The 19200-nt window shown below is 51.7% G+C and carries 16 protein-coding genes; 11 read left to right on the top strand and 5 right to left on the bottom strand.

Features of this window, described 5'->3' with window-relative positions; genetic code table 11:
• Position 1: 1 nt before the first annotated feature.
• Both CLR69_RS20495 and CLR69_RS20500 read left to right on the top strand, forming a co-directional pair.
• Positions 2-736: an OmpA/MotB family protein gene (locus CLR69_RS20495; protein WP_129713089.1), complete on the top strand. Its 735-nt coding sequence runs from the start codon at positions 2-4 to the stop codon at positions 734-736.
• Entirely contained in the window at positions 736-1611 is an 876-nt protein-coding gene (locus CLR69_RS20500) for an HNH endonuclease (RefSeq protein ID WP_129713088.1), read from the top strand. Before CLR69_RS20495 ends, CLR69_RS20500 begins: the two co-directional genes overlap by 1 nt.
• Positions 1612-1669: 58 nt before the next feature.
• On the opposite strand, the gene glyS is transcribed toward CLR69_RS20500, so the two are convergent.
• The 3 genes from glyS to CLR69_RS20515 all read right to left on the bottom strand — a co-directional run bounded on the left by glyS (position 1670) and on the right by CLR69_RS20515 (position 5596).
• Positions 1670-3739: a glycine--tRNA ligase subunit beta gene (gene glyS / locus CLR69_RS20505; protein ID WP_129713087.1), complete on the bottom strand. Its 2070-nt coding sequence runs from the start codon at positions 3737-3739 to the stop codon at positions 1670-1672.
• 9 nt (positions 3740-3748) lie between these two features.
• On the bottom strand, positions 3749-4663 hold the full coding sequence (glyQ, locus tag CLR69_RS20510; protein WP_010296573.1) for a glycine--tRNA ligase subunit alpha: 915 nt from the start codon (positions 4661-4663) through the stop codon (positions 3749-3751).
• A 126-nt stretch (positions 4664-4789) separates the two neighbouring features.
• Positions 4790-5596: a sulfite exporter TauE/SafE family protein gene (locus tag CLR69_RS20515; RefSeq protein ID WP_129713086.1), complete on the bottom strand. Its 807-nt coding sequence runs from the start codon at positions 5594-5596 to the stop codon at positions 4790-4792.
• 268 nt (positions 5597-5864) lie between these two features.
• On the opposite strand from CLR69_RS20515, the gene CLR69_RS20520 reads away from it, so the two are divergent.
• Complete coding sequence (locus CLR69_RS20520; protein ID WP_129709506.1) at positions 5865-6428, top strand: DNA-3-methyladenine glycosylase I; 564 nt, start codon at positions 5865-5867, stop codon at positions 6426-6428.
• Complete coding sequence (locus CLR69_RS20525; RefSeq protein ID WP_129713085.1) at positions 6425-6856, top strand: N-acetyltransferase; 432 nt, start codon at positions 6425-6427, stop codon at positions 6854-6856. Before CLR69_RS20520 ends, CLR69_RS20525 begins: the two co-directional genes overlap by 4 nt.
• Before the next feature lie 66 nt (positions 6857-6922).
• Here CLR69_RS20525 and CLR69_RS20530 read toward each other — a convergent pair whose 3' ends face one another.
• Positions 6923-8884 carry a methyl-accepting chemotaxis protein gene (locus CLR69_RS20530; RefSeq protein WP_129713084.1) on the bottom strand — a complete coding sequence of 654 codons (1962 nt, stop codon included), beginning with the start codon at positions 8882-8884 and terminating at the stop codon, positions 6923-6925.
• 363 nt (positions 8885-9247) lie between these two features.
• Here CLR69_RS20530 and ghrB point away from each other — a divergent pair, with 363 nt between their 5' ends.
• Positions 9248-10210 carry a glyoxylate/hydroxypyruvate reductase GhrB gene (ghrB, locus tag CLR69_RS20535; protein WP_129713155.1) on the top strand — a complete coding sequence of 321 codons (963 nt, stop codon included), beginning with the start codon at positions 9248-9250 and terminating at the stop codon, positions 10208-10210.
• Between the two features lie 105 nt (positions 10211-10315).
• On the opposite strand, the gene CLR69_RS20540 is transcribed toward ghrB, so the two are convergent.
• Positions 10316-11518, bottom strand: a complete 1203-nt coding sequence (locus CLR69_RS20540; protein WP_129713083.1) for a serine hydrolase domain-containing protein — start codon at positions 11516-11518, stop codon at positions 10316-10318.
• Positions 11519-11840: 322 nt separating this feature from the next.
• Here CLR69_RS20540 and CLR69_RS20545 point away from each other — a divergent pair, with 322 nt between their 5' ends.
• From CLR69_RS20545 to CLR69_RS20570, 6 genes are read left to right on the top strand one after another with little or no spacing between them, the layout of a single operon-like run.
• Complete coding sequence (locus CLR69_RS20545; protein WP_129713082.1) at positions 11841-13478, top strand: TIGR04028 family ABC transporter substrate-binding protein; 1638 nt, start codon at positions 11841-11843, stop codon at positions 13476-13478.
• Between the two features lie 26 nt (positions 13479-13504).
• Positions 13505-14449, top strand: a complete 945-nt coding sequence (locus tag CLR69_RS20550; RefSeq protein WP_129713081.1) for an ABC transporter permease — start codon at positions 13505-13507, stop codon at positions 14447-14449.
• Positions 14446-15306, top strand: a complete 861-nt coding sequence (locus CLR69_RS20555) for an ABC transporter permease (protein WP_129713080.1) — start codon at positions 14446-14448, stop codon at positions 15304-15306. Before CLR69_RS20550 ends, CLR69_RS20555 begins: the two co-directional genes overlap by 4 nt.
• Positions 15303-17000, top strand: coding sequence for a dipeptide ABC transporter ATP-binding protein (locus tag CLR69_RS20560; RefSeq protein WP_129713079.1), 1698 nt, complete (start codon positions 15303-15305; stop codon positions 16998-17000). The genes CLR69_RS20555 and CLR69_RS20560 overlap by 4 nt, the downstream gene beginning before the upstream one ends.
• Before the next feature lies 1 nt (position 17001).
• Positions 17002-18036: a putative FMN-dependent luciferase-like monooxygenase gene (locus CLR69_RS20565; protein WP_129713078.1), complete on the top strand. Its 1035-nt coding sequence runs from the start codon at positions 17002-17004 to the stop codon at positions 18034-18036.
• On the top strand, positions 18033-19166 hold the full coding sequence (locus CLR69_RS20570) for an alkylhydroperoxidase domain protein (RefSeq protein WP_129713077.1): 1134 nt from the start codon (positions 18033-18035) through the stop codon (positions 19164-19166). The genes CLR69_RS20565 and CLR69_RS20570 overlap by 4 nt, the downstream gene beginning before the upstream one ends.
• The last annotated feature ends 34 nt before the right edge of the window (positions 19167-19200 follow it).

Raw genomic sequence — 19200 nt, forward strand, 5'->3', positions numbered from 1 at the left:
GATGAGTAACCCATTACTGGTTCGCCCAAAAGCAGATAAAGAGGATTTTTGGATTAGCCTGAGTGATTTAATGACCTCCCTGATGATGATATTTTTACTTATCTCCGTTGTCTATATGATAAAAGTACAGGAGATGGTTAAAATCCCATCAGTATATAAAAATACCCTACAAGGGCTCGGCCAAGCCTTACAGCATGAATTCAAGGACGATCTAAAACGTTGGCACGCGACAATCGACGAAGATCTAACAGTGCGGTTTCAAGAGCCAAATATTTTATTTACGACCAGTTCCTCTGAGCTAAAACCGGAGTTTAAAAGTATCTTAGATGAATTTATTCCTCGCTATCTTAGTATTATGACTGATAAAAAATATATCAATAATATTGAGGAAATACGCATTGAGGGACATACATCAACGATGTGGCGAACTGGTGTAAGTGAAAATGATGCTTATTTTCATAACATGGAACTATCTCAGTCAAGAACTCGGACAACTCTGTCATATATTATGAATATGCCCGCTGTTTCAGACTCTAAAAGTACCTTAAGTTGGTTTAAAAATCACGTTCGCGCCATTGGGTTTTCTTCAGCAAAGCCCATTGATAAAGAAGGGAAAACGATCACATCCCCAAAGCAGGTTGAAGATAGTGCGCGTTCTCAACGAGTAGAATTTCGTGTCCGGACGAATGTTGAACGCCAGGTAGCCAATATTGTAGAAAAAGGGAGTAAAATATAATGGATTCGTTTCTCGTCTCTCAACTTCCCGATTTTCTTGAATCGCCAATTTTCAATAAGCTACGCAAGGAAATGAAAGCGGAGATTATCCCACCAATCGCTAATATAAAAATGGATGCACTTGTTCTTGATAAAATACTTTCAACAACAGGAAAAGACATTGATATATTAGAAATAGAAATTAATAGTGACAACACTATTAATTATAAAGATAAACGCGTTATTCTTCATATAAGAGACGTTGCATCTTATGGTGGGAGTATGAGTTTGCCAAAATATCACTTGGCAAACTGTAAAACATTACAAAGAATGTGGGAAAATAATAAGAGTGGAAGATACGTTGCAGCCACCCGCAGTGATGGTCTTTTTACAATAAAATCACAGAATACTGAAAAAACAGAGTGGATCACTAGAGAGGAAAGTTTAGATGTATGTAAATTTTGTCTCGAAACATTAAATTGGAAAAACTACTCTAGAAAATATCAGGATAGAGAAAATATTTTTTCTAATTTTGATCTAAGAGAATTTTTTAGCGTTTATCCAAATTCAGCAACGACATACAATGCCGAGCATAATGACGTTACCGCTCCGATTAATGATTACTCCAAAGATTTCCAGATAATATCAAAACAATATCGAGAGTCAGTTAATTGGCAATGTGCAATTTGCAAAATAATTCTTGAACGTAAAGATTTAAATAAATTTTTACATGTCCACCACCGCGATGGACAAAAAAATAATAATAACAAAAACAATTTACAAGCACTTTGCATTGAATGTCATTCAAATCAAGACAATCACGGCCATATGAAAAATAATCCCCAACTAACATCATTCATTCAAATAAAAGGTGACATGGCCTTCGCTGCAAGCTAAACGATCTTTCCCCGAGTTCGTTTCCAACCCGGGGAAAGATTACGTAACGCTATTGTCGTTATTGCAGCACGGAAATATCCGCAACCTGCAAGAACAGTTCACGCAGTTGGCTCAACAGCGTCAGGCGGTTCACTCGAACCTGCTCATCTTCCGCCATGACCATTACCTGATCGAAGAATGCATCGACAGGTTCACGCAGTGAGGCCAGTTCAACCAACGCTTCCTGATAACGACCCTCAGCAAACAGCGGCGTCAGTTTGTCACGCAGCACGACAAGGTGCGTTGCCAGCGTAATTTCCGCCGCGTCTTTCAATACGGCAGCATTGACGCTCTCATTCAACGTGTCAGTAGACTTCGCCAGAATGTTGGAAACACGCTTGTTAGCCGCTGCCAGCGCCGCTGCTGCATCCAGCGAACGGAAGTGGCTGACCGCTTTCACGCGGGCATCGAAATCAGCGGGACGAGTTGGACGACGCGCCAATACCGCCTGAATGGTATCCACGCTGTGACCTTCTTCCTGATACCAGGCGCGGAAACGACCGAGCATAAACTCAATCACGTCATCCACTACCTTGGCGTTAGTCAGCTTGGAGCCATACAGACGTACCGCTTCTTCGGTCAGCGTCTGCAAATCGAGCGGCAGGCGCTTCTCGACGATAATGCGCAGCACACCGAGGGCAGCACGACGCAGTGCAAACGGGTCTTTATCGCCTTTAGGATGTTGGCCGATGCCAAAAATCCCTGCCAGCGAGTCCATTTTGTCAGCAATCGCCAGCGCACAAGCCACGGCAGAAGACGGCAGTTCATCACCTGCAAAACGCGGCTGATACTGCTCATTCAGCGCAACGGCAACATCTTCAGCCTCGCCATCGTGACGTGCATAGTGCATCCCCATCACGCCCTGCGTGTCAGTGAATTCAAACACCATGTTGGTCATCAGGTCACATTTGGACAGCAAACCAGCACGCGTCGCGTGATTCACATCGGCACCAATCTGACCAGCCACCCAGCCTGCAAGCGCCTGAATACGGTCGGTTTTATCACGCAATGAACCCAACTGCTGCTGGAACAAAACGGTTTCCAGACGCGGCAGGTGATCTTCCAGGCGCTTCTTACGGTCAGTATTGAAGAAGAACTCGGCGTCAGCTAAGCGCGGGCGCACCACTTTTTCGTTACCGGAGATAATCTGCTGTGGATCTTTGGATTCGATATTGGCGACAAAGATGAAGTTCGGCAGCAAATTGCCACTGTTGTCATAAACCGGGAAATACTTCTGGTCACCTTTCATGGTGTAAACCAGCGCTTCGGACGGCACAGCGAGGAATTTTTCTTCAAACTTCGCGGTCAGTACCACCGGCCATTCCACCAGCGAGGTAACTTCTTCCAGCAGGCTGTCGCTCAGATCGGCATTGCCGCCAATCTTACGTGCAGCTTCTTCCGCATCAGCTTTGATTTTAGCTTTACGCGCATCATAGTCAGCGACAACTTTACCGCGCTCCAGCAGAATTTGCGGGTACTGTTCGGCGTTGTCGATCGTGAATTCAGCTTCACCCATAAAGCGGTGACCGCGAATAGTACGAGCAGAATGAATACCCAATACCTGACCGGGGATCAATTCGTCACCCAGTAACATGGTTACGGTATGTACCGGACGAACGAACTGCGTTTCTTTATCGCTCCAGCGCATCAGTTTTGGGATAGGCAGTTTTGATAGTGCGGTGCTTACCATGCCAGCCAACAGCACCTGCGCCTGTTCACCTTTAGCGTGGGCGCGATACAGCAGCCACTCGCCTTTGTCGGTTGTCAGGCGTTCAGCTTGCTCAACGGTAATACCACAGCCGCGCGCCCAGCCCTCTGCCGCTTTGGTTGGTTTCCCTTCGGCATCAAATGCTTGAGAAATCGCCGGACCCCGTTTTTCTACCTCACGATCGGGCTGAGAAGCGCTTAAGCGTGCCACTTTCAGCGCCAGACGGCGCGGCGCGGCAAACCAGCTTACGTCCCCGTGCGCCAGATTGGCGGCATCCAGCTCCGCCGTGAAATTAGCGGCAAAAGATTCTGCCAGATTACGGAGAGCCTTCGGCGGCAGCTCTTCCGTGCCAATTTCCACCAGAAAAGTCTTGTCAGTCATGGCTGCCTCTTAGCTCTCTTTCTTATTACACATCGGGAAACCCAGAGCCTCACGAGAGGCGTAATAGGCTTCCGCAACCGCTTTTGTCAGGGTACGAATACGCAGAATGTAGCGCTGACGCTCGGTAACCGAGATCGCTTTACGCGCATCCAACAGGTTAAAGCTGTGCGCCGCTTTCAAAATGCGTTCGTAAGCCGGTAAAGGCAGCGGTTTTTCCAGCGCCAGCAGGTGCTGCGCTTCTTTCTCATATTGCTCGAAACAGCTGAACAGGAAATCGACATCAGCGTGTTCAAAGTTGTAGGTCGATTGCTCGACTTCGTTTTGATGGAACACGTCACCGTAGGTGGTTTTACCTAACGGGCCATCGCTCCAGACCAAATCGTAAACGCTATCAACGCCCTGAATGTACATCGCCAGACGTTCCAGGCCGTAGGTGATCTCACCAGTTACGGGTTTACATTCCAAACCGCCAACCTGCTGGAAGTAGGTGAACTGCGTGACTTCCATACCATTCAACCAGACTTCCCAGCCCAAACCCCAGGCGCCCAGCGTCGGGTTTTCCCAGTTGTCTTCCACGAAGCGAATATCGTGAATGGTCGGATCCATGCCCAGCTCTTTCAGAGAGCCGAGATACAGCTCCTGAATATTCTCCGGTGATGGCTTAATGACGACTTGAAACTGGTAATAGTGCTGTAAGCGGTTCGGGTTTTCGCCGTAGCGCCCATCGGTCGGACGACGGGAGGGCTGCACATAGGCGGCAGCCATTGGCTCCGGCCCCAGTGCCCGCAGGCAGGTCATAGGATGTGAAGTGCCTGCGCCGACTTCCATGTCCAATGGTTGAACAATGGTGCAGCCCTGGCGAGCCCAATAATCCTGTAACGTCAGGATCAGGCCCTGGAAGGTCTTGGTATCAAACTTTTGCATGTTGGATTCGCGTGCGATACAAGTGGATTTATAAGGAATGCGCCAGTATACCCTCTGACCGCAAGATATACAGCCAGAATGCGGTAACAAGTGCAAATCCCCGTCATCATCTTTCAAATTCCGAGATCATCCGGAAAAAACGGTCTGCAACATCTTCAGGCTCAGCAGCAGTAACAATGCCGCAAAGGCCTTTTTCAGCGTGGCAACAGGCAGACGGTGCGCCAGACGCGCACCGACAGGCGCAGTGAAGAAGCTGACGGCAGAAATCAAGAGAACAGCAGGGAGAGAAACATAGCCGACGCTGTAATCAGGCAGTCCGTTCGTCGACCAGCCGTTGATCATGTAGCCCAGCGCACCGGAAAGGGCAATAGGTAGCCCAACTGCCGCCGACGTGCCAATCGCCTGCTGAATACGTACGTTACACCATGTCAGGAACGGCACCGTGAGCGATCCACCGCCGATGGCCACGAGCGCCGAAATACTGCCGATCACCAGCCCTGCGAACGAAATGCCTGCCGTGCCCGGCAACTGGCGCTGCGGTTTTGGCTTGATATTCAACACCATTTGCAGCGAAACGTAGGCCATAAAGCAGGAAAAAAAGATTGCCAGCGTCCGCGTCGGCAACAGCGTCGCCAGCCAGGTAGCAGCGAATGTCCCGAGCAGGATGGCAGGCGTAATCCGCACCACCACAGACCACAGCACCGCCTGATGCTGATGGTGGGTACGCAGGCTGGAAATTGCCGTGACGACAATCGCCGCCATTGACGTTCCCAACGCCATATGCACCAAATGCGTATTATCTACCCCCTGTGCGGCAAACAGCGCCGTCAGCACCGGCACCATAATGCCGCCGCCGCCGATGCCCAATAACCCCGCCATAAACCCCACTACCGCGCCTAATGCCAAATAGGCTGCTATCCACTCCACTGCCATTCCCTGTTCCCCTGTTTATGCTTTTCTTATGATCAATGAACAGCCTTGAGCTAATAAACAGCCTTGAGCTGTTGGCAAAACATTATTCACGATTCCACGACGACTTTCTGCCCCATCCGCACACGACCTTTCATATCTGCGAGCACGTTCGCAAAATGCTGGTTGCATATACAGCACCGTAAATGCCATGATCGACCACATTGCGACAGACCGCCTTACCATGAACGGTACGCAAACACTAACGGCACAACCGAATCAGGAGAAAGGTATGCAACGCTGCGGCTGGGTTACTCAAGACACCTTATATCAGGATTACCACGATAACGAGTGGGGGAAACCCTGTACTGATAGCCAGAAACTGTTTGAGCTACTGTGTCTGGAGGGCCAGCAGGCGGGCCTTTCCTGGATAACTGTCCTGAAAAAACGCGAAAACTATCGCCGTTGCTTCCACCAGTTTCATCCTGAGCAGGTGGCGAAAATGACGCAGGATGACGTGGATCGGTTAGTGCAGGACAGCGGTATTATCCGCCATCGAGGGAAAATCGAGGCGATCATTACCAACGCAAAAGTGTGGGTGGCGATGGAAAGTCAGGGAGAGAGTTTCTCGCACTTCATTTGGTCTTTTGTCGAACACCAGCCGCGTCTCAATCACCCCGCTTCACTTGCAGACGTCCCTGCCAAAACGGACGTTTCAGATGCCATGTCGAAAGCCCTGAAGAAACGCGGCTTCAAATTTATCGGTTCGACCATCTGTTATGCTTTCATGCAGGCAGGAGGATTGGTCAACGACCATGTCACTGACTGTTTTTGTCATCAGGAAAGCACATCATGATCCGCCCTTACCGCGGCCTCGATCTTGCACCATTGATGCAGCTCTGGTTAAAAAGCACCATTCTCGCGCATCCCTTCATTCGTGAAGATTACTGGCAAGAAAGTGCCACTGTGGTGCGTGAAGTCTATATCCCTCAATCACAAACCTGGGTTTATGAAGAGCAAGGAAGTCTTATCGGCTTTATCAGCGTGCTGGAAGGACGGTTTATCGGTGCGCTGTTTGTGGAACAAACCTATTACGGCAAACAGATTGGCGCAGCGCTAATCCAACATGTTCAAGCACAGTTCCCTTTACTCAGCCTGGAAGTGTACCAACTGAATACGCGCGCCTGCCGGTTCTACCATAAACAGGGTTTTGTCGTTGTTGAGGAAAACGTCAATCAGGATACACAAGCTACCGCGCTGATCATGCAGTGGGCTAACGAGTGAGGGAGCAGTAAATACCGCTCCCTCTGGTTAAATGGATCACCTCTGAGCTATCGGCTCAACGGGATGTCAAAACGTTGTCCAGTTATCGTTCCCGTTATCCCGCGACGCTAGCGTCGGCAGACGAGCCGTCGCCTTATTACCCGAATTTGGATTACTGCTGTTCAAACCTTGCAGACTTGCCAGCCCCGCAACATCCTTATCGGATATGCGGAAAACCGACATCAGTTTTGCCAACTTCGACGCTTGTTCTTGCAACGAGTTTGCCGCAGCCGAAGATTCACTCACCATCGAGGCGTTCTGCTGGATAGTCGTATCCATTTCAGCCACCGCACTACCAATTTGTGCAATACCGCGACTCTGCTCATCCGATGCTGAGGAGATTTCTCCCATGATGTCATTCACACGGTTCACGGAAGCCACAATGTCATCCATGGTCGTTCCCGCCCGAGAAACCAGTTCAGCCCCTGCATCCACGCGAGAAGCCGATTCAGAGATCAGGCTTTCGATCTCTTTTGCCGCCTGAGAACTGCGCTGAGCAAGACTACGAACTTCACTGGCGACCACTGCAAATCCCCGCCCTTGCTCACCGGCTCGTGCCGCTTCCACGGCCGCATTCAATGCCAGAATATTGGTCTGGAAGGCGATGCTATTAATCACTGTCGTGATATCAGAGATCTTCTTCGAACTCCCTGAAATATCGCTCATGGTATTAATCACGCGATTAATAATATCCCCGCCGCGGTTGGCATTGGTGGAGGCTTCTCCGGCAATCTGGCTGGCATGCCGCGCATTTTCGGCGTTGTTCTTCACGGTAGCCGTTAACTCTTCCATACTGGCCGCCGTTTCTACAATCGCCGCCGATTGCTGTTCGGTACGCGATGACAAATCATTATTGCCCGATGCAATATCAGCGGACGCACTCTCAACGCTATATACGCTCTGACGAATATCCGTCATTAAATGACGTAATTTCTCCGTCATCACCATCATGGCCGCCGTTAATTGCCCCAGCTCATCATGCCGTTCCACCGTGATATTCGCAGAGAGATCGCCACCAGCGATCCGTTCCGCCAATTTCAGGTTGGTGATAATGGGTCGGGTAATTTGTCGCGTGACAGACCAGGCGATCAGTAGACCGAAGACGATGGCAATCGCCCCTAAAACCAGTGTTTGCAGTACAGAGCTATTGATAATGTCATCATTCTTCGCGCCGAGCTTTTGCAGAATACTGCCGATGTCGCTCGTCATTTTGTCCCCAGTTGCCCGGAACTTCACATCTGTGGTTTTTAACTGCCCCAACCGCCCGTAATACTGTTCTGCCGTTTGATGATAATTCTCAAATGCCTGCCAAAACGAATCGACTACGCGACGGCGATCGCCACTGACCGACGATGCCAGCGCATCATAGGATGTCTTCGATTCGGCATAGACCTGTTTCTGTGCATTAAACGCGGCTTCGCTATTCTCTCTTTGTAAGGTGTAGGTACTGTTGACCAGTTTCAGAAACAGCAGCGAGAGGGATTCCTTCTGCATAGACAACGCATTTTCATCTGCGCCGATGGGGAAGTTGGTCATAAATGCCGTTAGTGCATCAGCGGCATTCATCTGGCTGATTTTCTTTGCCGTCTCGATCACCGCGTTTGCGGCGGATTTCATGCTATTCAGGTCGGTATCATAATTCACAAAATCCTGATCAAGATTACTAAAATCAGAGAGATAAATTTCTTCCCACGTTAGCGCTTTCGCTTTTTCTTTTTGCTGATTTGCCTGACTAATGTAGGTATTAAGGTTCTTGATATTGTCATCCGCAAAGGTGAATGAATACTTTACTCTCGCCATTTTTGACTGATCGAGATAATGATTCATTTCATTCAAAATTGTCGTTTTAACATACAGATCGTGAATGATGAAAAAACGTACAGCACCAACACCAGACGCGATCATTACCAACAACAGGACGATACCGAAACCGCCATACAGCTTATGAGAAACCTTGAAGTTACTCATAATCCTGGTAAAAAAATGCATTTTTGCCCCCATTAACACTACCAATGTCTAAAACATCACCATGTCAAAAAACATCCCCGTAAATAGCATTATCGGTTTTTTGTAGTCATTGCTTTATCAAAAAATGAGTGATAGTAATCACAAAGGAAATATATTAATCAAGCCATCATGAAAAATGTCATTCCCGTCGCGTTGCGGGGCATTTGCACGCGGAGGTGAACGGGCTGTCGCGATCGTTCACCACAACAATCGTGCAAACTCCCTATTCATCGTGGTTAACCTTGGGCAGATGCAGGGGCAGTATTGCTTGCAGTCTCTCGCCAGCTACGCGATTATTTGATGAGCTATTTCTACGTTAACTTCCTTAATCTGCTGGAGTTTGTGATGAAACCTAGCGTTATCCTGTATAAAAAAGTGGCTGACGATCTGCGTGCTCGTTTAGACCAACACTTCACCGTCACTGAACTTGACGCCTTTCCCGCTCTCGACCATCCCGCTCTGGCAGCCGCCGAAGGCATTATTGGTTCCGGCGGCAAAGTCGATAAAGATTTCCTGCAACACGCCCCGCGTTTACGCGCGGCTTCCACCATTTCTGTCGGTTACGACACCTTTAACGTCGACGCGCTAAATGAAAAAGGGGTGATTCTCATGCATACCCCGACCGTGCTAACGGAAACGGTGGCGGATACGGTTCTGGCACTGATGCTCGCCAGCGCTCGTCGGGTCGTGGAAGTGGCTGAGCGGGTCAAAGCAGGCGAATGGAAAGAAGGTGTCGGCAGCGACTGGTTTGGCACCGATGTTCACCATAAAACCATCGGTATTCTGGGCATGGGGCGCATCGGTCTGGCCGTCGCACAGCGTGCCCATTTTGGTTTCAGCATGCCGGTACTGTACAACGCACGCCGCCATCACTCTGAAGCGGAAGAACGCTTTAATGCCCGCTACAGCGATCTCGATACATTATTAGCCGAATCTGATTTCCTCTGTATCACACTGCCGCTGACGGCAGAAACACACCATCTCATTGGCCGTGAACAGCTGGCAAAAATGAAGCCCAGCGCTATTTTGATCAATATCGGTCGTGGTGCCGTCGTGGATGAAGACGCGCTAACGGAAGCATTAGTGAAAGGGACAATTCAGGGCGCAGGCCTGGATGTTTTTGTCAAAGAGCCGTTGCCTGTCGATTCTCCACTGCTGGATTTACCTAACGTCGTGGCGCTGCCACATATCGGTTCTGCCACGCACGAAACGCGCTACGATATGGCCGCCTGTGCCGTCGATAATCTGATTGCCGCCCTGAGCGGTCAGGTAAAAGAAAACTGCGTGAATCCGCAGGTTTTGAAGTAGGCCATGACACTATTATTGTTATAAGCGTTTACGTTCAAAACGCCCTTCACACTCCAGCAACGATGTTTGCTACGTTGCTGGAGACGTGCGGGTGGCAGCGATTTTTTAAACTTTACACACACCTTGATAATGCATTGCCTGACCAATACGCGAGATCAGTGTATGTCCGAGGTTATTGTCCCAATTGAAGCTGTTTTGCAGTACGACTACGGCAATGCGGTTGTGGCGATCTAACCCGATATAACTTGAATAACCACCAATGTATCCCACCTGATAGGTAATATGTTGTGTACCTATCTCATCGGTGATCCAAGCAATATTGGCAGCCTGTTTGGTACGGTTGTAATACGTCTTCATCGAATCGTTTATGGCTTCGTCCAGCGCGTAATAACCTGTCGGATAAATATGCGCACGGGCAAATTTCAACAGATCGTTAGCACTGGTGTACAAACTGGCGGCACCTACCATATTGGAAGAAAAGTGCCAGTCAGGTATCGGCTTACCACGCATAATAAATTTAGGTTGATCGCCAGCATGGCCAATCGCTCTATAAGAAAAACGCGTTAATTTCTGTGGGGTAAAACTGGTGTTTTCCAGTCTTAGCGGCTCGATAATGGTTTCATTCACCAACTGATCAATGGATTCCCCCGTTTTCAACTGTAAGACATACCCCAGAATGGCATAGCCAAGATTAGAATACATGGGCGTAGGATTGGGCGGCGCTGTAAAGTCAGCCAGATAATTCAATACCCGATCGTCATCCAATTGCGTATAGAAATTATTTCCGGTAAAGAGATACTCGGCAAAAAGCCCCAGCATCTGCATATCCATCATCTGACGAGGTAAGCCCGACGTGTGGGTAACCAGCTGTAGTAACGTGATCTTTTTTGCGCTATCACTTAAAACAACCTGAGTAGGTAGGAGTTCTTCGAGCGTATTTTCCCAGCGCAATATCCCCCTCTTCACCAGAATACCCGTGGTTTCCGCCATAAACCCTTTACTCACCGACCCAACGGCAAAAAGGGTATCTCCCGTAATAGGGTAACGGTGATGGCTATCTGTAAAACCATATCCCCAACTACGCATGGTTCCGTCAGCAGTTAACACCCCGACGACAAGACCCGGTATCGCTTTTTGTTTAAGATAAGGAACGGCCAGACGATCGACCTCAGCAGTTAAATTTTGATAGCAAGCAAGCCGCAACACATCAGCATCAGATTCATCAATAGACATATTTGATAATGCACCACACCCTGAAAGCATCAATAATGTTGCCGTGCCCAGCACAAGTCGAAAGCATAAGTGCATAATAAAAAATTTCTTAATTTGAATAGAAAAACGTTAAATTTTTTCGATCTTAAGAGGTCAGCTCAAAAAGCACTATAAATATATTTACCCCGCATAAATATGTCCCAATACATTAACGTTATTCCCTTTCTTTCTACCCAAAACTGGATAACCAATACCGGTATTGTTCTTTGCTGTTTCCTACCGCCTATGGAAGTATCGGCTGTAACGAACGGTTAACGTTTCCTGCTTTACCTCCCCGTTTCAGGACGTAATCGATCCGCGTATTCACCTGATAAACCAATAAATTTAATAAAAACCATCACATGTAGGGACAATCATCGTGGCGACTTTTTTGCATCCTCATCAGAAACTCACTATTTTTGCCTCGCTGCTCCTTCTGGGCGGTGCGGTGAGCGTACAAGCGGCGAACGACGCACCGAAAATCGGCGGTACGCTGGTTTATCTGGAACAGCAGGCGCACACCAATCTCTATACGCCAGCGGGCGGTTTTTACCCGAACGGCGGCATTCTTAACCAAATTACCGATAAGCTGACGTATCAAAATCCAGAAACGCTGGAAATCGAACCGTGGGTTGCAGAATCCTGGACCATCAACGCGGATAACACCGAATACACCTTCAAAATTCGCCCCGGCGTCAGCTTCTCTGATGGCACACCGCTGGATGCCAACGCGGTAGCGAAAAACTTCGATACTTATGGTCTAGGGAACACTGCGCTCAACCAGCCAGTTTCGGAAGTCATCAACAATTACCTGCGTAGTGAAGTTATCGATCCGTTGACGGTGAAATTTTATTTTAAGAAGCCTTCACCGGGCTTCTTGCAAGGCACCTCAGCGATCGGTTCTGGTTTGGTTTCTCTCAGTACGCTTGGACGCAATTTCAATCAGTTAGGCAATGCTAAAAACATTATTGGCTCCGGCCCATTCGTGGTGAGCAGCGAGAAGCTGGGACGCGAACTGAAGCTGACGGCCCGTAAGGATTACAACTGGGCTCCGGTTAAATCAAAGCATCAGGGGCGTGCCTATCTGGATGGCATTACCTATCTGGTCACCCCAGAAGACAGCGTGCGTATCGGCGCGTTGGTCTCTGGTCAGGCTGACTTCATTCGTCAGATTCAAGCCTACGATGAAAAGCGGGTACAAAGTCAGGGTTTCAGCCTTTATGCACCGCCTACGCGCGGCGTCAATAATAGCGTGGTTTTCCGCCCGGATAACCCACTGGTAGCGGATATCCGCGTGCGTAAGGCGCTGCTACACGCCACCAACACCAAAGAGATCATTGATACGCTGTTCTCTGAAAACTATCCACAGGCAACCTCACCGCTGGCCAAAACTGCCGCAGGCTATGTCGACCTCTCCAACAAGCTGACGTTTGATCCCGCACAGGCTAACAAGCTGCTAGATGAAGCAGGCTGGAAAACCGGCCCACAAGGATTACGGCAAAAAGATGGCAAAACGCTGGAATTGACCGCCTATGAATCGCTGCCGCAGCCGCAGAACAAAGAAACTCTGCAACTCGTTTCTCAGCAATGGGCAAAAGTCGGCGTGAAGCTGAATGTGCTAGCGGGAGATGCGGGCAGTAAAACCGTGGATAGCCTCGATCCGCTAAAAACCGGTGTGGCACCAGCAATGGTCGGACGCGCCGATCCAGATGTGCTGAAAAGCCAGTATTACCCGACTGTACGCAACGTTCTGCTGCAAAAAGGTGGCTCCAGCGACAAGGTGAAGGACTTTGTTGACCCGCATCTGAATACGCTGCTGGATGGCATCGCCGCAGAAACCGACCGCAGCAAGCGGCTGACGCTGGTGGGAGAAGTACAGGGCTACCTGATCGATCAGGCCTACGTCATCCCCATTTTTGAAGAACCGCAGGTGTTTGCTGGCGCCCCCACAACAAAAGGCATCGCGTTTGAAGCCGTTGGTCGCCCCAGCTTTTACAACACCTGGCTGGATAAGTAACACAGAAGAGAAGGGAGGAGATCATTATGAACCGATATCTGGCACTGCGCATCGGTCAGGCACTGCTCGTGCTGTGGGCAGCATTCACCCTGTCTTTTATCCTGCTTCAGGCGATGCCGGGTGATGCTGTACTGATCAAATTTCAAAACCCAGAGCTCGGCCTAAGTGCCGAGCAGATCGCGCAGTTGCGTTTGTCCTACGGTGCCGATACGCCAGTACTCACGCAATACTTTCATGCCATAACGCAAATACTGCATGGCGATCTTGGCCTGTCTATTCAGGCGGGCGTGCCAGTCACCGAGCTTATTGCGGCGAATCTTCCCCCTACGCTGCTGCTCGCGGTGCTGGGATTCATCGCAGCGGGTCTATTAGCGTTTGCCCTCGCGTTCTTATCAACGCTGACGCCGTTTCAGTGGCTGCGAACCACACTGCAATCGCTGCCGTCACTATTCATTTCTGTACCAACATTCTGGCTGGGTATCGTACTGATTCAGATCTTCTCTTTCCGTCTGGGGCTGATTCCGGTGATTAACCCCGGCGAATGGGAAGGACTGATTTTGCCGGTTCTCACACTGGCGTTACCCATTTCTGCCCCGTTAGCTCAAGTGCTGATGCGCAGCATCGATCAGGTGCAAACCCAACCTTTTGTCGCCGTCGCCCGCGCAAAAGGTGCCAGCCGCAGCGGCGTGCTCTGGCGACATATCGCCCGCAACGCGATGCTGCCCACGCTGACCATCGCCGGTTTACTGTTGGGCGAACTGATTGCAGGCGCGCTGATTACTGAAACCGTCTTTGGCCGTAACGGACTTGGCCAGCTAACGCAGGAAGCCGTGAACTATCAGGACAGCAGTGTGCTACAGGCCATTGTGCTGATCTCCGCCGCCGCCTTTGTCGTCGTCAATCTGGCCGTCGACCTGCTCTATCCCCTCCTCGATCCGCGCCTGAAAAGAACGCCAGGAGCCACGCTATGACTACCGTTCAACTGGAAAAAATCACCTTTCCTCTTCTGCGCAAGCGACCGCTTCTGCGTCGCTACGCCTTTCAGCCAGGGCTACTACTGGCCTGGCTGGTGATGCTGACTGTCGCACTTTGGGCACTGTTTCCCGGCTGGTTTACCGGCTACAGCCCAACGGAAGGCATAGCAGGTGCCCAGCGGCTGGCACCTGACGCAGACTACTGGCTCGGTACCGATCAGTTAGGACGCGACCTCTATGCGCGCATCGTTTACGGCGCAGTGCACTCGTTGTCTGGTGCGGTTATCGCTGTCGGGCTGGGTTTGGTGCTCGGCAGCCTGTTCGGTCTCTTGGCTGGTGCCGTTGGCGGCTGGCTGGATAGCGTCGTCATGCGCAGCATTGACGTATTGCTGGCCATCCCCGGTCTACTGCTGGCGCTGAGCGTCATCATTCTGCTGGGCTTCGGCACGGTCAACGCCGCGATTGCCGTGGGCGTCACCTCCGTCGCCAGCTTTACCCGACTGGTGCGTTCCGAGGTATTGCGCGTGCGCCACAGCGACTATGTCGAAGCCGCCTATGGCAGCGGCGGCACCTTTTTCAGCGTGCTGTGGCGACACATTTTACCGAATTCATTAACCACCGTTTTCGCTTTCGCCGCCCTGCAATTCGGCAGCGCGATTCTGGCGATCTCCACGCTCAGCTTCCTCGGTTACGGCGCACCACCGCCCACGCCGGAATGGGGACTGCTCATCGCCGAAGGCCGCAACTACATCGCTACCGCCTGGTGGCTAACCACGTTCCCCGGCCTGATTGTCGTACTCGTTGTGCTGTCCGCCAACCGTATCAGCCAATCAATCAGGAGAACAGAACGATGAGCCTGTCAGCGAGCTTACAAACCAGTGCGGTGGTACCCGTACTGGCTCTGGAGAATGTTACGATTGCCTACCGCAGCGACGATCGCGAACAGACCGTCGTGGAAGGTGTCTCTTTCCATATTCAGCCCGGTGAAGTCGTCGCGCTGGTGGGGGAATCCGGTTCAGGTAAAACCACCACTGCACAGGCCGTCATCGGCTTACTCGCCGAGAACGGTAGACTCACACGCGGCGCCATTCGGCTAAACGGCGTAGATATTAGCGGCTGGTCGCAGAAGCGACTAGACAGCGTGCGCGGTGCGCAGATCAGCCTGATCCCCCAAGATCCCACCAGTTCTCTGAATCCGGTACAGACCATTGGTGAGCAGGTAGATGAAATTCTGCGTATTCATCAGCGGGAAGATCGCCAGACTACCCGCCAGAAAACGCTGGCGCTGCTGGAGCGCGTTGGCCTGAATCAGCCGGAACTACGGGCAAAACAGTATCCGCACGAACTCTCAGGCGGCATGAAACAGCGCGTGTTAATAGCGATTGCCATTGCGCTAAAACCCGCACTGATTATTGCCGATGAGCCCACCAGCGCGCTGGATGTCACGGTGCAGAAACGTATTCTCGACCTGCTTGATGAGTTACGGCGCGAAAATGGCACAGCGGTGCTATTTGTCACCCACGATCTGGGCGTAGCCGCAGAGCGTGCCGATCGTCTGCTGGTCTTTCAGAACGGCTACATTCAAGAGCAAGGTCCAACGCTTGACGTGCTAAGCGCGCCCTCAAGCCACTATGCTCGCACGCTGCTGGCGAATGTTCCGTCGCTAAACCCGACGCCTCGTCCACCACGCAGCCATACATCCGATATTATTGTCTCGGTCGAAAATCTGGTGCAGACCTTTCCTCTATCTGGCCGTAAAGGCGAGCATTTTCGCGCGGTGGATGACGTCTCTTTCAGCGTGGCTCGCGGCACAACGCACGCCATTGTTGGCGAATCTGGCTCAGGTAAAACTACTACAGCACGCAGCCTGCTCGGGTTCCATCATCCCAGCGCAGGACGCATTCTGATCGACGGTACGGACATCACTCATCTGAAAGGTGAAGCGCTGCGCCAGTTCCGGCAGAAAATTCAGTTGGTGTATCAAAACCCCTTTGGCTCACTCGATCCCTCGCAGCGGTTGTACGACATCGTCGAAGAGCCGCTACGCAATTTTAATCGCCATACCGCCGCACAGCGGGAGCGAAAAATTCATGAGATGTTCGAACGTGTCGCCCTGCCAGTTGCGCTGCTGTCACGCAAGCCGCGTGAGCTATCCGGCGGCCAGCGCCAACGCGTCGCTATCGCCCGAGCATTGGTGCTGGAACCGCAGGTGTTGGTATTGGACGAAGCCGTTTCCGCACTGGATGTCACGGTGCAGGCACAGATTCTGCGTTTGCTGACTGAGCTACAGGAATCTCTGGGGCTAACGTACGTGTTCATCTCGCACGATTTGGCGGTAGTCCGCCAGATCGCCGATACCGTTTCCGTGCTGTATCACGGCAAGCAGCTCGAATCTGGTCCAGTGGAACACATCTTCGCTCATCCCGAGCATCGCTATACCCGAGAACTCATCGAGGCTATTCCCGGGCAGCAACACCCGGCTTTTGCCCGTTCACACCAACCTCAAATTCATGCTGAATCTACATTCGCACTAAACCAAGGACTGTAAAATGGCAACGAAACGTCTGGGATTTTTCACACGGTTGCTGGATGACGTTTCCGCCCAGCAGCGTTACCGACTGGCAACGGAACAGATCGTCAAAGCAGAACAGTTAGGGTTCGACAGCGCCTGGGTCGCGCAGCACCACTTTCACGCTGATGAAGGCGGGCTGCCTTCACCGCTGGTGTTTCTGGCGCTGGTCGCCGCCCGCACCCAGCGCATCCAACTCGGTACTGGCGTCATTACGCTGCCGATGGAAGAGCCACTGCGCGTGGCGGAAGATACCGCCGTGCTCGATTTACTCAGCAACGGCAGGCTGGAAGTCGGCGTAGGTTCCGGCGGTACGCCGTCCTCATTTGCTGCGTTTGGCCATGACAGCGCGCAACGCGGACAAATCCTCGGGCGCTATCTGGAGAAACTGCGCGCCGCGTGGCGAGGAGAGGCACTGAGCGAAGACGGTAATCAGCTCTATCCTGCTGCTCCGCATTTAGATAAGCGCGTCTGGCAGGCCACATTTTCCATCGAGGGTGCAGAACGAGCAGGCAAAGCGGGCGATGGCCTGATGCTCTCTCGTACCCAGCCACGCCCGGAACATTTCCCAGACGCCACGCTGGCGGACTTGCAAAATCCGATGATCGACGCCTATCTGGCTGCACTGCCTGCTGGCGTCGCACCGCGTATCCTGAGCTCACGTAGCGTTTTCGTTGCCGACGATCGTCAACTGGCGCTGAGCCTGGCAGAAAAAGGGCTTAATCGTTCAGCCGCCCGTTCCGGTACATTCCGCGCGATCCCTCACGACTCGATAGAAGCACTGATCGCCTCCTTCGACAGCCATGTCGGCACCGCACAGGACGTCACGGCGTCGCTTCGGGCAGACAGCTCACTGGAGCGGGCAACCGATGTGACATTCCAGGTGCATTCTATCGATCCGCCACATGTGCTGATCCTCCGTTCACTTGAGCTGATTGCCACTCAGGTTGCACCCGCTTTGGGCTGGAAGCCCACCGTCAAACAGAAAAGCCCACTTGGGCAGGAGATTGCATGACGCACGCTAACACCTTACACACCCATGACGTATTGGATGCACTGGCCGAAATCAGCCCGGATTCTACCCTGGCCGCAGCCAGAAAAACCCGTGAGGCGGCAACCCGCCACACTCAGGGCAGCTATGACGCGCTGTTTAATGCCGCAGTACATGACGACGCGACATTACCGTTATCACTGCGTTTCTGGTTTGCGACAAAAATCAGTGGCTGGCAGCAGGATGAACAGCTACAGCATTTTTATACCGAGCGACTGGCGGACTTCCCAGAGCCTACGCTAACACCCGCGCTACAGCTCGCGCTGGATCACGCTGAACGCCTGACGAAAACGCCCGTGCAAGCGGCCCCCACACACGTCAAAGCGCTGGAGCAGGCAGGCTGGTCGGTAGGCGATATCGTGACGCTTTCACAGCTCATCGCATTCGTGAATTTTCAAAGCCGTTTGCTGCGCGGCTATCGCCTTATTGCGGGTCATCGCGTTAGCCAGCCTCATTCACAGGCTGCCGTCGCTGGTCAATGGCATACCCAGCCGCAAACACACAGCGGCAAGTCCGCACCGCAGGCGTTTACTCAGGCGGAGCTAGGCTGGGAACCGTGGGTTGCCCCCAAGCCGCTGGCAGAATTCAATGCCGACGAGCAGGCGATTCTGGCGCGCTTCGGCCACACCGATTCCGACTATTTTCGTCTATTAGGGCGCAACTTGCCGGTGCTGGAACAGCGCACACTGACAGATAAAGGGATTTTTTATACCTCTGGCGGTCTACCGCGCAAAGAGCGCGAACTGATTGCCGCCGTCACCAGCAAGGTCAACGGCTGCATCTATTGCGCTTCTGTGCATGCGCGTAAAGCCAGCCAACTTTCCAAGCAGGACCGCGACGTGCAGCGGCTTCTGGATGTCGTTCCTGGCGGCGATTTGAGCATAGGCCAAAGCCCACGCTGGCAGGCGATTATCGACTTTTCGGCACGCCTTTCCGCCACGCCCGCGCAGGTCAACGCGAACGACGTGAAACAGCTGCAAGAACAGGGATTGGATACGCTGGAAATTGTCGATGTTGTGCAGTCAGCCGCCTTCTTCTCCTGGGCCAACCGACTGATGCTTACGCTAGGCGAACCGTTCTGGCCGGAGCATTAATCAGCGTTGTGCAATAGCGAATCAGGCGTCACGG

The sequence above is a fragment of the Pectobacterium zantedeschiae genome, assembly GCF_004137795.1.
Taxonomy (GTDB): domain Bacteria; phylum Pseudomonadota; class Gammaproteobacteria; order Enterobacterales; family Enterobacteriaceae; genus Pectobacterium; species Pectobacterium zantedeschiae.

Bases quoted from the DNA above. Each gene is read 5' to 3' on its own strand.
- CLR69_RS20495 (WP_129713089.1), top strand. From the start codon at position 2: ATGAGTAACCCATTACTGGTTCGCCCAAAAGCAGATAAAGAGGATTTT.
- CLR69_RS20500 (WP_129713088.1), top strand. From the start codon at position 736: ATGGATTCGTTTCTCGTCTCTCAACTTCCCGATTTTCTTGAATCGCCA.
- glyS (WP_129713087.1), bottom strand. From the start codon at position 3,739: ATGACTGACAAGACTTTTCTGGTGGAAATTGGCACGGAAGAGCTGCCG.
- glyQ (WP_010296573.1), bottom strand. From the start codon at position 4,663: ATGCAAAAGTTTGATACCAAGACCTTCCAGGGCCTGATCCTGACGTTA.
- CLR69_RS20515 (WP_129713086.1), bottom strand. From the start codon at position 5,596: ATGGCAGTGGAGTGGATAGCAGCCTATTTGGCATTAGGCGCGGTAGTG.
- CLR69_RS20520 (WP_129709506.1), top strand. From the start codon at position 5,865: ATGCAACGCTGCGGCTGGGTTACTCAAGACACCTTATATCAGGATTAC.
- CLR69_RS20525 (WP_129713085.1), top strand. From the start codon at position 6,425: ATGATCCGCCCTTACCGCGGCCTCGATCTTGCACCATTGATGCAGCTC.
- CLR69_RS20530 (WP_129713084.1), bottom strand. From the start codon at position 8,884: ATGCATTTTTTTACCAGGATTATGAGTAACTTCAAGGTTTCTCATAAG.
- ghrB (WP_129713155.1), top strand. From the start codon at position 9,248: ATGAAACCTAGCGTTATCCTGTATAAAAAAGTGGCTGACGATCTGCGT.
- CLR69_RS20540 (WP_129713083.1), bottom strand. From the start codon at position 11,518: ATGCACTTATGCTTTCGACTTGTGCTGGGCACGGCAACATTATTGATG.
- CLR69_RS20550 (WP_129713081.1), top strand. From the start codon at position 13,505: ATGAACCGATATCTGGCACTGCGCATCGGTCAGGCACTGCTCGTGCTG.
- CLR69_RS20555 (WP_129713080.1), top strand. From the start codon at position 14,446: ATGACTACCGTTCAACTGGAAAAAATCACCTTTCCTCTTCTGCGCAAG.
- CLR69_RS20560 (WP_129713079.1), top strand. From the start codon at position 15,303: ATGAGCCTGTCAGCGAGCTTACAAACCAGTGCGGTGGTACCCGTACTG.
- CLR69_RS20565 (WP_129713078.1), top strand. From the start codon at position 17,002: ATGGCAACGAAACGTCTGGGATTTTTCACACGGTTGCTGGATGACGTT.
- CLR69_RS20570 (WP_129713077.1), top strand. From the start codon at position 18,033: ATGACGCACGCTAACACCTTACACACCCATGACGTATTGGATGCACTG.